Source organism: Acerihabitans arboris (assembly GCF_010131535.1).
Lineage (GTDB): Bacteria > Pseudomonadota > Gammaproteobacteria > Enterobacterales > Enterobacteriaceae > Acerihabitans > Acerihabitans arboris.
The window spans coordinates 434870-449197 of record NZ_WUBS01000001.1; the positions used below are offsets into that span (position 1 = coordinate 434870).

At 61.1% G+C, this 14328-nt stretch carries 11 protein-coding genes; 5 read left to right on the forward strand and 6 right to left on the reverse strand.

Going from position 1 to position 14328, the window contains the following annotated elements; genetic code table 11:
• Positions 1 to 66: 66 nt before the first annotated feature.
• Positions 67 to 1461: an efflux transporter outer membrane subunit gene (locus tag GRH90_RS01965; RefSeq protein WP_162364279.1), complete on the forward strand. Its 1395-nt coding sequence runs from the start codon at positions 67 to 69 to the stop codon at positions 1459 to 1461.
• Positions 1462 to 1509: 48 nt separating this feature from the next.
• On the opposite strand, the gene nirB is transcribed toward GRH90_RS01965, so the two are convergent.
• From nirB to GRH90_RS01980, 3 genes are all read right to left on the reverse strand, one after another.
• A complete protein-coding gene (gene nirB, locus GRH90_RS01970) occupies positions 1510 to 4419 on the reverse strand; it encodes a nitrite reductase large subunit NirB (RefSeq protein ID WP_376766052.1) in 2910 nt (969 codons plus the stop codon).
• Between the two features lie 164 nt (positions 4420 to 4583).
• On the reverse strand, positions 4584 to 5867 hold the full coding sequence (locus tag GRH90_RS01975; RefSeq protein WP_162364204.1) for a nitrate regulatory protein: 1284 nt from the start codon (positions 5865 to 5867) through the stop codon (positions 4584 to 4586).
• A gap of 127 nt (positions 5868 to 5994) precedes the next feature.
• Positions 5995 to 6663, reverse strand: coding sequence for a TetR/AcrR family transcriptional regulator (locus GRH90_RS01980; protein WP_162364205.1), 669 nt, complete (start codon positions 6661 to 6663; stop codon positions 5995 to 5997).
• A gap of 383 nt (positions 6664 to 7046) precedes the next feature.
• Between GRH90_RS01980 and bhsA the strand changes: the two genes are divergently transcribed.
• The 3 genes from bhsA to GRH90_RS01995 all read left to right on the forward strand — a co-directional run bounded on the left by bhsA (position 7047) and on the right by GRH90_RS01995 (position 9160).
• A complete protein-coding gene (gene bhsA, locus GRH90_RS01985) occupies positions 7047 to 7304 on the forward strand; it encodes a multiple stress resistance protein BhsA (RefSeq protein WP_162364206.1) in 258 nt (85 codons plus the stop codon).
• Positions 7305 to 7316: 12 nt separating this feature from the next.
• Positions 7317 to 7577: a YdgH/BhsA/McbA family protein gene (locus GRH90_RS01990; RefSeq protein ID WP_162364207.1), complete on the forward strand. Its 261-nt coding sequence runs from the start codon at positions 7317 to 7319 to the stop codon at positions 7575 to 7577.
• A gap of 701 nt (positions 7578 to 8278) precedes the next feature.
• Positions 8279 to 9160, forward strand: coding sequence for a PhzF family protein (locus GRH90_RS01995; protein ID WP_162364208.1), 882 nt, complete (start codon positions 8279 to 8281; stop codon positions 9158 to 9160).
• Positions 9161 to 9181: 21 nt separating this feature from the next.
• On the opposite strand, the gene GRH90_RS02000 is transcribed toward GRH90_RS01995, so the two are convergent.
• The 3 genes from GRH90_RS02000 to GRH90_RS02010 are packed head-to-tail and all read right to left on the reverse strand — an operon-like array spanning position 9182 to position 12236.
• On the reverse strand, positions 9182 to 10225 hold the full coding sequence (locus GRH90_RS02000; protein WP_162364209.1) for a lysylphosphatidylglycerol synthase domain-containing protein: 1044 nt from the start codon (positions 10223 to 10225) through the stop codon (positions 9182 to 9184).
• Positions 10222 to 11466, reverse strand: a complete 1245-nt coding sequence (clsB, locus tag GRH90_RS02005; RefSeq protein WP_162364280.1) for a cardiolipin synthase ClsB — start codon at positions 11464 to 11466, stop codon at positions 10222 to 10224. Before clsB ends, GRH90_RS02000 begins: the two co-directional genes overlap by 4 nt.
• An 8-nt stretch (positions 11467 to 11474) precedes the next feature.
• Positions 11475 to 12236: an endonuclease/exonuclease/phosphatase family protein gene (locus tag GRH90_RS02010; protein ID WP_162364210.1), complete on the reverse strand. Its 762-nt coding sequence runs from the start codon at positions 12234 to 12236 to the stop codon at positions 11475 to 11477.
• A 404-nt stretch (positions 12237 to 12640) separates the two neighbouring features.
• On the opposite strand from GRH90_RS02010, the gene phoA reads away from it, so the two are divergent.
• Positions 12641 to 14074, forward strand: coding sequence for an alkaline phosphatase (gene phoA / locus GRH90_RS02015; RefSeq protein ID WP_162364211.1), 1434 nt, complete (start codon positions 12641 to 12643; stop codon positions 14072 to 14074).
• Positions 14075 to 14328: the final 254 nt, after the last annotated feature.

Below are 14328 nucleotides of genomic sequence, written 5' to 3' on the forward strand. Positions count from 1 at the left end.
CGCCGATAACCACCCATAACTCAGGATCCCTGACTGAGGATCCATAACTACAGTGAACCTATGATAATGATATCCCGACATCCCGCCCTGAAGCTGCTGTCGTTGGCGCTGGCGTTGATCCTGGCCGGCTGCATGGTGGGACCGGATTACCGGCGTCCGGCAATGACGGTGCCGCTTGAGTTTAAACAGGCGAAAGGCTGGACCCGCGCCGCGCCGCAGGATCGGGCCGGCAAGGGGGAATGGTGGGCGGTGTACCGAGATCCGACGCTCTCCGGCTTATTAAGCCAGGTACGGATTTCCAATCAGAACGTGGCGCAATATGAGGCCCTGTACCGGCAGGCACGGGCGCTGACCGCCGCCTCGCGCGCCAACCTATATCCGACGGTGAGCGGCACCGCCGGCACCACGCGCAGCGGCACCCGGGCTACGACGAGCAACACCCATGAGGCGCAGGTCAGCGCCAGCTGGGAGCTGGATCTGTGGGGAAAGCTGCGCCGCACGGTGGAGGAAAACCAGGCCAGCGCCCAGGCCAGCGCCGCCGAACTGGCTAATATCACCCTGAGCGCCCAGTCGGAGCTGGCGCAGGATTATTTCCAACTGCGGGTGATGGACGAACAGATCACGCTCTATCAGGAAAGCGTCGAGGCCTACCAGCGCTACCTGACCGTTATCGAGAATAAATACCGCGCCGGCAGCGAGTCGCGGGGAACCCTGGCGCAGGCGCAAACCCAGCTGGAGAGCGCCCGTGCTTCCTCACTGGATTTACAATGGCAACGCGCGCAGCTTGAACACGCCATCGCGGTGTTGATAGGCCTGTCGCCGGCGCAGTTCAGCCTGCCGGCGGCCCGGCTGGCCGCCACGCTGCCGGCCATTCCGGTGGAATTGCCGTCGCGGCTATTGGAGCGCCGGCCGGATATTGCCTATGCCGAGCGTAATGTCGCCGCGGCCAACGCCGCTATCGGCGTGGCGCAGGCGGCCTATTATCCCGACCTGACCCTGAGCGCCAGCGGCGGTTTTGAAAGCTCGGCGCTGCATAACCTGATTTCCATGCCGAACCGGGTGTGGTCGCTCGGACCGGAGCTGAGCGGCACGTTGCTGGACTTCGGCGCCACCAAGGCGTCCGTTGAGCAGGCGCGCGCCGCCTACGACGCAAGCGTTGCCAGCTATCGCCAGGCCGTGCTGTCGGGGTTCGAGGAAGTGGAAAATTATCTGGTCGAACTGTCCACCCTGCAAGAGGAAACCGCCGCGGCGCAGCGCGCCGCCGAGTCCGCGCAGGAATCCGCGCGCGTCACGCTCAACCAGTACCGGGCCGGGATGATCGATTACCTGGACGTCGCCAGCACCCAGAATACCAGCCTGTCGCAACAGCAAAACCTGCTGTCGCTGCGCAGTACCCAATGGGCGGCCAGCGTACAGCTGATTGTCGCCCTCGGCGGCGGCTGGCATTACGACGGCCAATAAGGCAGGGCTACCGGCAACCGCCGCCGGGCGGGCGTGGCCCGTCCCCGCTTATGGCGCCGGTGCGGCTTGCGCGCGCTCCGTCAACGCGCGGGTCGATACCCAGACCCGACCCTGGCGAATCTCTGCCGGCCAGGCGCTGACCGACAGGCCGGCATCCTCCAGGCAGCAGCCGTCGCGCAGGCGGAAATGCTTTTTATACAACGGCGAAATCACCACCGCCTCGCCCTCCACGTCGCCCACCAGGCCGCGCGCCAGTACATTGGCGTCGCTGCCCGCCTCATGATTGGATAAGGCGAATACCCGGCCGTCCCCACCCGCCGCCCCCGCGGCCGGCGGCAGGTAAAACAGGGCAATCTGCCGCTGGCCCAACCGCGCGGCCATGCCGGCGTTGGCCGGGATATCCCCAAGTACGCAAACCGGCTGCCAGCTTTCCTGGCCGGCGCCGGACGCCAGGCTCGAGTCCGGCAACGGCCTTTCATCCGCCCTGGCAGGCCGGATCTGATGCCGCTGCGCCACCATGACCACCGCTTCATCCGGTTGGGCGCTGTTAACAAATCCCCGGAACAGCGCCAGCCGATCCGCATCCGCCAGGGTGGTTCGCCATTCGCATTGGTAGCTTGCCACCACCGCTTGCATTTCCTGTTCAAGCTCGGCGCAAATACCCAGTGAGTCATCCATAATCACCCGGCGCAGATATTCCACCCCGCCCTCCAGGTTATCCAGCCAGGTGCTGGTGCGCTGCAGGCGATCGGCGGTGCGGATATAAAACATCAGCAGGCGATCGACAAGGGCGATAAGCCGGTCGGCATCCAGATCGGTGGCGAATAAATCCGCATGGCGCGGTTTCATGCCGCCATTGCCGCAAACGTAGAGATTCCAGCCTTTGTCGGTGGCGATGGCACCGATATCCTTGCCCTGCGCCTCCGCGCATTCGCGGGTGCAGCCTGAGACGCCCAGCTTGAATTTATGCGGGGTACGCAGGCCCTTGTAGCGATTTTCCAGCCTGACGGCCAGCCCCGTGGAGTCCTGTACCCCGAAGCGGCACCAGGTGGATCCGACGCAGGATTTTACCGTGCGCAGCGATTTGCCGTAGGCATGGCCGGTTTCAAAGCCGGCGTCCACCAGTTGCCGCCAGATTGCCGGCAGTTGTTCCATCCTGGCGCCGAACAAGGCGATGCGCTGCCCGCCGGTGACCTTGGTATATAAATTAAAACGGGCCGCCACCTGGCCGACGGCAATCAGCCCCGTAGGGGTCACCTCCCCGGCGGACATGCGCGGTACCACGGAATAAGTGCCGTCTTTCTGGATATTGGCAAAATAACGATCGTTGGTATCCTGCAGCGGCAGATGTTCGGGTTGCAATAGATAGTCGTTCCAACAAGAAGCCAGCAGGGAACCGGCCAGCGGCTTGCAAACCTCACATCCCAGCCCCCTGCCGTATTGCGCCAGCAGCTGGCTAAAAGTGCGGATACGGTTGACGCGGATCAGGTGATAGAGTTCCTGGCGCGAATAGGCAAAGTGCCCGCACACGTCTTTTTTCACCTCCACGCCCCGTTGCGACAGCTCATACTCCATCACCTGCTTGAGCAACGGCACGCAGCCGCCGCAGCCGGTACCGGCCCGGGTACCGGCCTTGACCGCCGCCAGATCGCCCGCTCCCGCCGCCACCGCAGCGCGGATCTCCCCTTTGCTGACGTTATGGCACGAGCAAACCTGGGCGCTGTCCGGCAGGGAAGCCACGCCCGCCGCTTTCGGCGCGCCGCCCGCGCCGGCCGGCAGGATCAGGCTTTCCGGCCGTTCGGGCGGCGCCATATCATTGAGCATCATCTGCTGCAGGATGCTGAACTCCGCGCTGTCGCCCACCAGTACCGCGCCCAGTAAACGTTGTTTATCGGCGGAGACCACGATTTTTTTATAAATCTGCCGCGGGCCGTCGGTCCAGGCATAACTTTGGCAGCCCGGAGTCGTCTCCTGGGCATCCCCAAGCGAGGCAACCTCCACCCCCAGCAGCTTCAGCCGGGTGCTGGTATCCGCCCCGCCAAATGCCGCCTCCTGCCCGGCCAGGCGCGACGCCAGCGTGCGCGCCATTTGATAACCGGGCGCCACCAGTCCATACAGCCTGTCGCGCCATGACGCGCACTCGCCGATAGCGAAAATAGCGGCATCCGAGGTCACGCAACCATCGTCGATAGCCACGCCCCCGCGCGCGCCTGACGTCAGTCCGCACTCCCGCCCCAAGCGATCGGCGGGACGGATGCCGGCGGAAAACAAGACCAGATCGGTATCCAGATAACCGCCGTCGGTAAACTCCAACCGCAGGCCGTCTTGTCCGCTACGGGTGATGCGGCGGGTATTTTTCCCCGTGTGAACGCTTACCTGCAATGCTTCGATTTTCCGCCGCAGCATGGCCGCGCCGCCGTCATCGAGCTGTACCGCCATCAGACGCGGGGCGAACTCGACCACATGGGTTTCCAGCCCCAGCTGCCGCAGGGCATTGGCGGCTTCCAACCCCAGCAGGCCGCCGCCGAGCACCGCGCCGCGCCGCGAGTGCCGCGCCCGCGCGGCGATGGCGTCAAGGTCGTCCAGGGTGCGGTACGCCATACAGCCGGGAGAATCGCTGCCGGGGATCGGCGGCACAAAAGCATAGGATCCGGTGGCCAACACCAGCCGATCGTAGGGCGTTGTTCCGCCAAGGTTATCCGTCAGGCATTGCCGTTGACGATCGATGGCGGTAACAGTCGTGGCGCAGCGTAATTCGATGCCATGCAGCGCAAAAAAACCGTCGGGCGCCAGCGTCAGCGACCCGGCGCTGCGCCCGGAAAAATACGCCGACAAATGCACCCTATCGTAAGCCGGGCGACGTTCGGCGCCGAAGACGATAATGCGGTAACGCCGGTGTAGCTCCCTCGCCACCAGCTGTTCCAGGAAATACTGGCCCACCATGCCGTGGCCGATCACAACTAATACAGGTTTGTTCATAAGAAAAAGTCCTTACATAAAAAAAAGGCGTCCAAAAACATGCAAAAATTGCATGCCTTTGGACGCCTTTATCCGTTAACCCGCGCTATGCCGCCATTGGCTTAGCCCGGTGTCATATGCTTATGTACGCCGCCGCCCCGTCGCTATGGCCGGTCGGTTAGCACCTCTTCCACCGCCAGGATCGCGGCGGCCACCTCAACCAGCTTTTTATTTTGATTCATTGCCATACGCCGCAGGCAGTTATACGCCTCTTCCTCACTTAACCGCCGATGTCGCATCAGCAACAGTTTGGCGTCATCGATTTGCCGCCTGTCATTAAGCGTGGCGCGCAGATGCGCCAGCTCCTCGGCCAGGTCCCGCACCCGGCGCGATTGTTGCCCGACGATAGATAACACCGAACGTCCCAGCCGCGGGCTAAGGCCGTTATTGCTTAGCGGCTCCGCGACTTCACCCGGCCCGGCGGCGGCAACAAATACGCTATAATCCGCCGGTTCTCCCATCTGCCTCGTAAGCAGGGCTTCCAGCGCGGCATCGCCCGGCCGATCGCCGCCGTTGGCGTCTTCCGCGGTCCCGATGCCGGCCCGGCATATTTGCATCAGGAACGCCGCCAGTCCGTCCTCGACCCTCTTCATCAGGTCGATACGGCGGGTCGTCACCTCATACCAACGCAGGCTGCAATCCGTCACGGTGTTATCCGTAAGGGCGATCCGGCGCAGCCGCTCGACATCGGCGTCGCCGTCAATCGCCATCTCCCGCCAGCGCTGCAGATTAAGCGGATCGCTAAACTCGCTGAAGGTGGCAAAACAGCGTTCCTGGCCGTCGATCAGATCCAGCGACTGTTGACGGACGGCGTCGCTAAACGCTCTTGAGGCAAAAGCCGCCGCCACCAGCGCCCGCTCCTGCCCCGCCAGCTCTTTGCCCTGCATAAAACTGAACATGGCAATCAGCGCCCTTGAAACGGCCGGCTCCGCCGCGGTATCCGCCGCCTCGAACACCAGCGCCAGCAGACTGCGCATCACCGCGTTAAATATTTCCGTCGCCTGTGACGGGTTAATCTCGGCCTGCCGGATCTGACGGCGTAGCGCCGGCAAGCGTCCGAGCGCGAACAATACCGCGGCCGTGCGTCCGAGCCGCCGGCTGTCGGACGCCGGCGGATTGGCTTCGTCCGCCCGGCCCAGCAGGCGCAGGACGTCGCGTTCGGCCGCGGCGGCATTACGCGCCGGTTTATCAAGCGCGTCGGCGTTTAATCCGGAACACAGGTAAATATTGGCTACGCCGCGCTCGCGTTGCAGCATATGCACCAGTTGGCTGACAGCGCCCACCAGCTCGCCGGTTTGCAATAACCGTCGCAAAGCCGCGATCTCGCTTTGCCGCGAGGCCAGCAGGAATTGGATGGCAGTAGAAGTATCGGCAATTAATGGCTTCATTTACGCAGTCCGGACTTACCAATACGTTACCTGATAGAGGTCATATTACGGGCCGGCGAGCACCGGCGCCCTGCGCAGAATCAAATTACAGGCCGTCCGCCGATATTTGTCCGCCCGGCGCGGCCCGTCAAGCCAGTACCCCATTGCGGACGCCGGCCGCGCCGATGCGCGTTAAATTCGGCCATACCTTCATCAGCGTGGAAACAATGGTATCCAGATCCTCGCGGGTGGCGCCGTCACGCGCCTGCACCGACATGCCCTGCAGGATACAGGTCAGGTATTTTGCCAGGGTGGGCACATGCGAGTCGGCGGACAGCTCTCCCTTGGCCTGGCGCGCGCGCAGGAAGTCCCCCAGCATATTTTCCTGGAAGTGATGGCGCGCGCGCAGCAGTTTCGCCACTTCATCGGATGAAGAAGACAGCGCGGCGGAAGTACAGATGATAAAGCAGCCTGACGGCAGGTCTTTGTCGGTGTAAAGGGCCGCCGTATCGCGCATGAAATTTTCGGCCGCCTGCGCCACCGTGCATTCCGGGTCGGCCAGCAACGCCTTGCCCCGTTCGGCGAATTTTGCCACGTAGCGTTCAGCCGCCGCGCGGAACAGGCCTTCTTTATTACCGAACTCGCCGTAGAGCGTCGGCGCCTTGGCGCCGGTGGCTTCCACCAGATCGGTTAGCGAGGTCGCTTCGTAGCCGTGGCGCCAGAACAGTTCCAGCGCTTTGTCCAGCGCATCCTCGCGGTCGAACTGTTTTGGGCGTCCGCGTCCTTTCCGTATGGGCGCAACATGATCGGTATTCATAACATCCTCTCTTATCGCATTTTGCCTAACGTGTGCCGATTGCATAACGTCCTTGTGGATATCGGTCGGCATCTATATAATTAACGATCATTACAAAAATTACAAGCACCTTATGTCACATTGCCCAAAGAAGGTTAAATTTTACGGGTCAAGCCCGTCTTGCCGTTCGATCCGCCACTGTCGACATGCGCATCCGGCGGCGGCCGCTAAAAATCAATTAAAATAATCAGCCTAATTTACATAGGCTTGACTATTATATTAACGATCATTAAAAATTAAGTTGATCAACGGACTCAATGGGACTAGTATTAAGTTATCGAACGTTAACAAATAACGTTGCCCCACAAATCCTGCAACTATATAAAGAACAGAGAGAACAGATTATGAAAAACCTAAAATATGCCATCGCCGCCATCGCCCTGAGTGCTGTCTCCTTCGGTAGCTTCGCCGCGGAACTGGTCACTTCCGCCCCTGCGGGCCAGCAACCGGCGGGTGTGATCAGCGCCACCGGCGGCAGCAACCTGTCTTCGCTGGAAAGCCAGCTGTCGGCCAAGGCCTCGGCCATCGGCGCCAAGTCTTATGTCATTACCTCCACCACCGGCCAGAATAACCTGCACGGCACCGCGGTAATTTACGAATAAGGATCGGGCATCATGATGAAAAGAGCTAATCTTGTTATCGGTGCCCTCGCCCTAAGCGCAATCTCGTTCGGCAGCGTCGCTGCCGACGCGATCGATACCGCCCAATATGATTCCCATCAGGCGGTGTTGACCACCATCAGCGCCAGGACCGGGATGCCGCCGCTACCGGGCCATCACAGTGAAAGGGCGGTGCGCGATGATAACCGCGCCTACCCGATGACGTCGGTTTCCGGGCAGAATAATATGCACAATACGTCGGTTGTTTATGAATAGTGCGTTATCGGCGAGCGACCTAACCCAACGCATAACCATTAATTATTTTACTGAAAGCGTTTGCGGAATTTAATCTCGCAAGCGCTTTTTTACGTGGTAACAAAATAACACTTTCTTTTATCTCGCCCGTCGGTATCCTGTGTCAGGAATAATCCTAATTCTGTTTTCCTGAAAAGAAAAAAATCGCATAAATAAGCTTTTTCCTATATTAATTAACAAATTGGGCAATCTTTTTCCCGCCAAATTTACCGTTCTATTCAATAATCGCAAATAGAAACATCTGTGTTAAATATCTTTACGGTTGCGGCCGTTGACCCCCTTTCCCTAATGGATAATCATTTAACGGTAACGTAATTATTAATAAATGGAGCAAACCAATGCGTCGCATTATGGCATTTGTCGGGATTATTGTTCTTAGCGCCGCGCTTAGCGGTTGTCTGTGGCCACCCCCTTGGGGCGGTGGCGGCGGTGGCGGTGGCGGCGGCCATCACGGCGGCGGACCGGGCCGCGGCTAAGGTTAGCATACCTGAAGTCCAGGACCCATTGAGAGCTGCGCCCCAACCGTCAGGAACCTTCGCTGACGGTTGGCGGCGCAGTTTTTATATCTGCCGCAAAGATTATCCTTCATCCCCACTGTTGCAGTTATCCCTCAACCACGCCAGAATCGCTAGCAACCGCCTTCATGCTGAACAGGATGAGTTATGGCCGAGCTGCGCCGTTTTAAACAGGTCGATGTCTTTACCCCTACGCCGCTGATGGGCAATCCGCTGGCGGTGATCCTGGACGCCGATGGATTATCCGGCGGGCAGATGCTGGCCGTGGCCCGCTGGACCAATCTTTCCGAAACCACCTTTGTCCTGCCGCCCTCGACCGCCGGGGCCGATTACCATGTGCGTATTTTCTCGCCGGCCGGGGAGCTGCCGTTTGCCGGCCATCCCACGCTTGGCACCGCCCATGCGATGCTTGAAAGCGGCTTTAAACCCAAATCAGCCGATCGGTTAATCCAGGAGTGCGGGGTGGGCCTGGTCCCGCTCGATCTTTCGCATTCCGGATGGCTGGCGTTCCAGGCCCCGCCGGCCAGGATCCATACGGTAAACGAGAGTTATTTCCCCTTGCTTAACGCCGCCGTGGGCGGCGCGACGACGGTCACCTGGTCGCCGCCGGTGGTGGTGGACATGGGCATTCGCTGGCTGGTGGCGCGCGCCGACGGCGCGTTGTCCTGTTTGCTGATGAAACCGGACACCGGCGCCCTGGAGCGGCTGCTGACGCGCTGCGAGGCCGACGGCCTGGCGGTGTATGGCCTTCATCAGCCGGGCGGCCCGGCGGATTATGAGGTCAGGGCCTTTGTCGTGGAACGGGGCGCGCTGGTGGAAGATCCGGTTACCGGCAGCGCCAACGCCTGCCTGGCGCGCCTGCTGCACGCCCAGGGTTTCCCTGATAATCCGGCTTTTGCTGAATCCTGGCGCGTCCGGCAGGGCACCGCGCTGGGGCGCGACGGACAGGTCAGGGTACGTTTTATCGACGGCGATCCCTGGATTGCCGGCCAATCGATCACCGTAATCGACGGCACCTTCAGGCTGTAGCCCGGCCGGCGCCACGGGGTCTTAGTCGGGTAAACGGCCGGCGCCTTCCGCCGCCGGTTCGCTTTCCTCCCTTCCCCGCGCCCGATGGACCGCTTCCCGCCGCTGGTTCTTTTCCCGCAGCGCCTTGGCGCGGCTCTCAAGCCCCAGGTAGAGCACGATCGCCAGCAATAGCGGCGCGATAAAATAGATCGCCCGGTAGGCCAGGAGGGCGGCGATAATGGTGCCGTGGGACAGATGCTCGCTGCCCAGCATGGCGACGAAGACCCCTTCCAGCACGCCGATGCCCGCCGGGATATGCACGATAACCCCGGCGATGCTGCTGACCAGCAGTACGCCGAGCACCAGCGGAAAATCGACTTTGTCGTTAAGCAGGATATAGATAATGGCGCCCATCGCCAGCCAGTTGGCGCAGGAGGCCACCAGCTGCGCGCCGGCCATGCGCAGCGACGGCAGCACCAGCTTTTGGCCCCTGAGGGTCCAGCGGCGCCGTTTGGCAAAAGCGCACAGCCAAAAATAAGCGGCGATCGTCAGCAACAGGCCGACGCCCGTCAGGCGCAGCGCCATCTCGCCGATACCCCATTTTGCCGGCAGGTGCCGCACCCCGAACGCGCAGACGATGCCGGAAAGCAGGATATAACCCAACCAATTGGTGGCCAGGCTCAGGCTGAAAATACGGGTAATGGCGCTGTTGGACAATCCCAGGCGCGAATAAAGCCGGTAACGCATGCCGATGCCGCCGACCCAGGCGCTCAGGGTGAGAGTAAAGGCGTAGCAGATAAAGGAAACCAGCAGCACCTGCTTTTTAGCCAGCTTATGGCCGCAGTAGGCGCGGCCGATAAGATCGTAAATGCCATATAGCAGATAGCTGAAGATCACCAGCCCCACCACCATCAGCATCGCATTGCGCCGATAGCCGGTGATGGCATGCGCCACGTCGCCCCAGTCCACCTTGCGGGCATAGATCACCAGCAATACCGCCACACCGATAAAAAACAGGCCGGTAAACACTTTTTTGGCCATGGACCGGGCGCGGTGACGTTTGCCGCCGGGGCGCTTGCGGGTCATGATTTGGCCCCTTCGTTTTCAGGTTCGGCGCGATCCTGGGTTTCCATCTCCGGCTGGACCGGCGGCGCCACCAGCGATAATTTCGGCGTATGGGCGGGAAGCCAGCCGATCCACGCCGGGAAATGGCGCAGGAAATGGAATACCACCACGGTTTTCGCCAGATGCCAGTAGGTTTGCCTGGGCACGTGGCTTTCGTCAATCAGCAGGCAATCCCGCTCGATAAGCCCGTTAAGATTGTCACGCAACTGGCGCGTAAAGGCGCTGTCATGGATCACCACGTTGGCCTCCAGGTTCAGCGCCAGGCTGAGCGGGTCGAGATTACTGGAGCCGACCGTGGCCCAGCTGTCGTCCTTGACCGCCACTTTGCCGTGCAGCGGACGACGGCAATATTCATAGATCTTCACCCCCTCGGGCACCAGGTAGTTATACAACATGCGCGCGCCCACCTTGACGATGGGCATATCCGGCTCGCCCTGCACGATCAGCACTACCCGCACGCCGCGCCGGGCGGCGTTGCGCATCTCTCTAAGCAGACGATAGCCCGGGAAAAAATAGGCGTTGGCGATAATCACCTCGCGTTTTGCGCTGCGCAGCATTTCGAGATAGTGGCGCTCTATATCGGTGTCGTGTTCATCGTTATCCCGGTAGACAAACAGCGCCTGGGCTTCGCCCGGCTGGCGGTTATGGGCCGGCAGCCGCGAGCGCCGCCCCCACCAGCTGCGGTGGTGATCTTCGCTGTACAGCGCCTGCAGGGTAAAACGGTGGATATCCTCCACCACCGGCCCCTCGACCTCCACCGCATAGTCCTGTTTGGCTTGCGGACCGTAATCGCCCAGATGCTCGGCGGAAAAATTGATCCCGCCGATAAACGCGATAAGGCCGTCCACCACCACGATTTTACGATGCAGGCGGCGAAACATGTTGGTGCGCATGCCCATAAACGCCGGGCGGGGATCGTAATAACGAAAACGCACCCCGGCGGCGGTAAGCGCGCCGACATAGCCGTCGGACAGATCCGCCGAACCGTAGCCGTCGACCATGATCTCCACCCGTACCCCGCGCCCGGCGGCGGCGATCAGGTTTTCCTGCAACGCCTTGCCGACCTTATCCTCGAACAGGATAAAGGTCTCCAGCAGCACCTCTTTCGTGGCCTTGCCGATGCGTTCGTACAGGACGGGGAAAAACTGCTCGCCGTTTTCCAGCAGCTTGATGCGGTTGCCGTCGCGCCACTCCATATTCATGTTCTGTTTCATAAGTGGATCTCCACGGCGAGGGGAGCATGGTCGGACAAATGCGACCACGGCTGGTTGGCCAGGGAGGTCGGCTCGCTGATACGGGCGTTCCTGACATATATCCGGTCCAGGCGCAGCAGGGGAAAGCGGGCGGGGAAGGTACGGGCGGGACGGCCGCGCGCCTGGGTAAAGACCTCCACCAGGCCGGCCTCGCGCTGCAAAATGGTATTCGCCTGCTGGCGCCAATCGTTAAAATCCCCGGCCACCACCAGCGGCGCATGCGCCGGCAGCGTGGCGATATGCCGGCCCATGGCCAGCATTTGCTCCCGGCGATGCCGCTCCCTCAGCCCCAGGTGCACGCAAATCATATGCAGCTGCAGTTCGCGATCCGGCACCTGCAGCACGCAGTGCAGCATGCCGCGTTTTTCCGTGCCGCCGATGGATACATCCAGGTTGCTGTGGCTGGTGATGGGAAACCGTGAAAGCAACGCGTTGCCGTGATCGCCGTCCGGATAGACCGCGTTGCGGCCGTAGGCAAAATCGGCCCACATGGTATCGGCCAGGAATTCGTATTGCGGCACCACCGGCCAGTTTTCAAAACGCTGTGAATGCTTTTCATGCGCGCCAAGCACTTCCTGTAAAAACACGATATCGGGGGAGACGGTACGCACCGCTTCCCGCAGCTCCGGCAGGATGAAACGCCGGTTGAAGGCGGCGAATCCCTTATGGGTGTTGATGGTCAGTACCTTAAAGGAAAATCCCTGATCCGCTTGCGGCATGCCTGGCGCGCCCTTTTTATCATGATAATCCGTTCGAAGCATTGTATCGAACCCCTGCAAAATTTAGCGGCAAAAACCCACTCCCCGATGTATCGCGGGTAAAAAAATAGGTGGGAGGGAGGTAATTAATAATAAGTATGCTTAATATCTTAGCCGCTGCTAGGCAACCGCGCCAATCCACGGGGCGGCGCGCATGCCGGCGCGCCTCAACCCTGAGCCCGGCCCAGGCCGGATATCGACCTCTTGGACGCCCTTCAGCGCCATGGCTATTTACAGCCATGGATTACATCGGGCGCGGGCAATTAAAGGGTGATGTCATAAAAATGCCATCCAGGTTACGTAGACTTACATAATAATAAATTCAGACACACCCTTCGATTAGCCCGGCTACAGGAGTTTTATTTATGCCGCATCCGCATCGTTCCTTACTCTCCCTTGCCCTTACCGTCGCGCTGCTGGGCGGCAACGGCCTGTTATCGCACGGCGCTTCGGCCGCCGGCGCCGAAAGCCTTCGCGCCGCGCAGGGCGACCTTGCCCAGCCCGGCGGCGCCCGCCGGCTCCAGTACGACCAAACCGAGGCGCTCAGGGCCGCGCTGACCAACCAGCCGGCAAAAAACGTTATCCTGCTGATTGGCGACGGCATGGGGGACTCGGAAATAACCGCCGCGCGCAACTACGCGGTCGGGGCGGGGAACGTTTTCCCCGGTATCGACGCGCTGCCGCTGACCGGCCAATACACCCATTACGCCCTGGATAAGACCTCCCATAAGCCGGATTACGTTACCGACTCGGCGGCCTCCGCCACCGCGTGGTCCACCGGGGTGAAAACCTATAACGGCGCGTTGGGGGTCGATGTGTTCGGCAAGGATCACGTGACTATCCTGGAACTGGCCAAGGCGGCCGGCAAAGCCACCGGCAACGTCTCCACCGCCGAACTGGAGGATGCCACCCCGGCGGCCCTGGTGTCCCACGTCAGCTCACGCAAATGCTACGGCCCGGAAGCGACCAGTAAAAACTGCCCGGCCCAGGCGCTGGAAAACCAGGGGCGCGGTTCTATTGCCGAGCAACTGCTGTCGGCCCGCGCCGACGTCACCCTGGGCGGCGGTGCCAAAACCTTTGGCGAAACCGCCAAGGCCGGGCAGTGGCAGGGCAAAACCCTGCTGGAGCAGGCCCAGGCGCGCGGTTATCAGTTGGTGGGCGATCTGGACGGCCTGAACGGCGTGAGCGTGGCCAATCAGGACCGGCCGCTGCTGGGTCTGTTCGCCGAGGGTAATATGCCGGTGCGCTGGCAGGGACCCAAAGCCGTTTATCACGGCAATATTGAGCAGCAGCCGGTCACCTGCGTCGATAATCCCAAGCGTGGCGCCACGATGCCGACCCTGGCGGCCATGACGCAAAAAGCCATCGATTTGCTGAAAAACAATCCGAACGGCTTTTTCCTGCAGGTTGAAGGGGCATCCATCGATAAACAGGATCACGCCGCCAATCCGTGCGGCCAGTTCGGCGAGACGGTGGACCTGGACGAGGCGGTGCAAAAAGCGCTGGAGTTCGCCCGCGCCGACGGCAATACGCTGGTGGTGGTAACCGCCGATCATGCCCATTCCAGCCAAATTATCGCCGCGGACGCCAAGGCGCCCGGCCTGACCCAGGCGCTGACCACCAAAGACGGCGCGGTAATGGCCATCAGCTACGGCAATTCGGAAGACCCCGAGTCCCAGGGCCATACCGGCACCCAGCTGCGCATCGCCGCCTTCGGCCCCTTCGCCGGCAACGTGGCCGGGCTGACCGACCAGACCGACCTGTTCTACACCATGCGCGACGCGCTGGGCATCAAATAAAATCTCCGGCCGGGGGATATCCCGGCCCCAATCCGCTGATAAAACGATATTTGCGGCCATGGCAGGAAGATCGTAACACGCCGCAAATCCATCGCCGGAGGCTCGGGCGCGCGAATAGGGATCTGATCCATGAGAGCCGCCCTGGCGTTGTTCAAAGACGCTCCCGGCGTCTTGTCCCCGGCGCGCTACGCTTTACTCTTCTACGCTGCAAGCTCATGCGCAGGTTTGCATCTTGCGCCGGGGCGGGATTTTCA

Excerpts from the sequence above, each read along its gene's own strand:
- GRH90_RS01965 (WP_162364279.1), top strand. The coding sequence starts at position 67 with ATGATATCCCGACATCCCGCCCTGAAGCTGCTGTCGTTGGCGCTGGCG.
- GRH90_RS01975 (WP_162364204.1), bottom strand. The coding sequence starts at position 5,867 with ATGAAGCCATTAATTGCCGATACTTCTACTGCCATCCAATTCCTGCTG.
- GRH90_RS01980 (WP_162364205.1), bottom strand. The coding sequence starts at position 6,663 with ATGAATACCGATCATGTTGCGCCCATACGGAAAGGACGCGGACGCCCA.
- bhsA (WP_162364206.1), top strand. The coding sequence starts at position 7,047 with ATGAAAAACCTAAAATATGCCATCGCCGCCATCGCCCTGAGTGCTGTC.
- GRH90_RS01990 (WP_162364207.1), top strand. The coding sequence starts at position 7,317 with ATGATGAAAAGAGCTAATCTTGTTATCGGTGCCCTCGCCCTAAGCGCA.
- GRH90_RS01995 (WP_162364208.1), top strand. The coding sequence starts at position 8,279 with ATGGCCGAGCTGCGCCGTTTTAAACAGGTCGATGTCTTTACCCCTACG.
- GRH90_RS02000 (WP_162364209.1), bottom strand. The coding sequence starts at position 10,225 with ATGACCCGCAAGCGCCCCGGCGGCAAACGTCACCGCGCCCGGTCCATG.
- clsB (WP_162364280.1), bottom strand. The coding sequence starts at position 11,466 with ATGAATATGGAGTGGCGCGACGGCAACCGCATCAAGCTGCTGGAAAAC.
- GRH90_RS02010 (WP_162364210.1), bottom strand. The coding sequence starts at position 12,236 with ATGCCGCAAGCGGATCAGGGATTTTCCTTTAAGGTACTGACCATCAAC.
- phoA (WP_162364211.1), top strand. The coding sequence starts at position 12,641 with ATGCCGCATCCGCATCGTTCCTTACTCTCCCTTGCCCTTACCGTCGCG.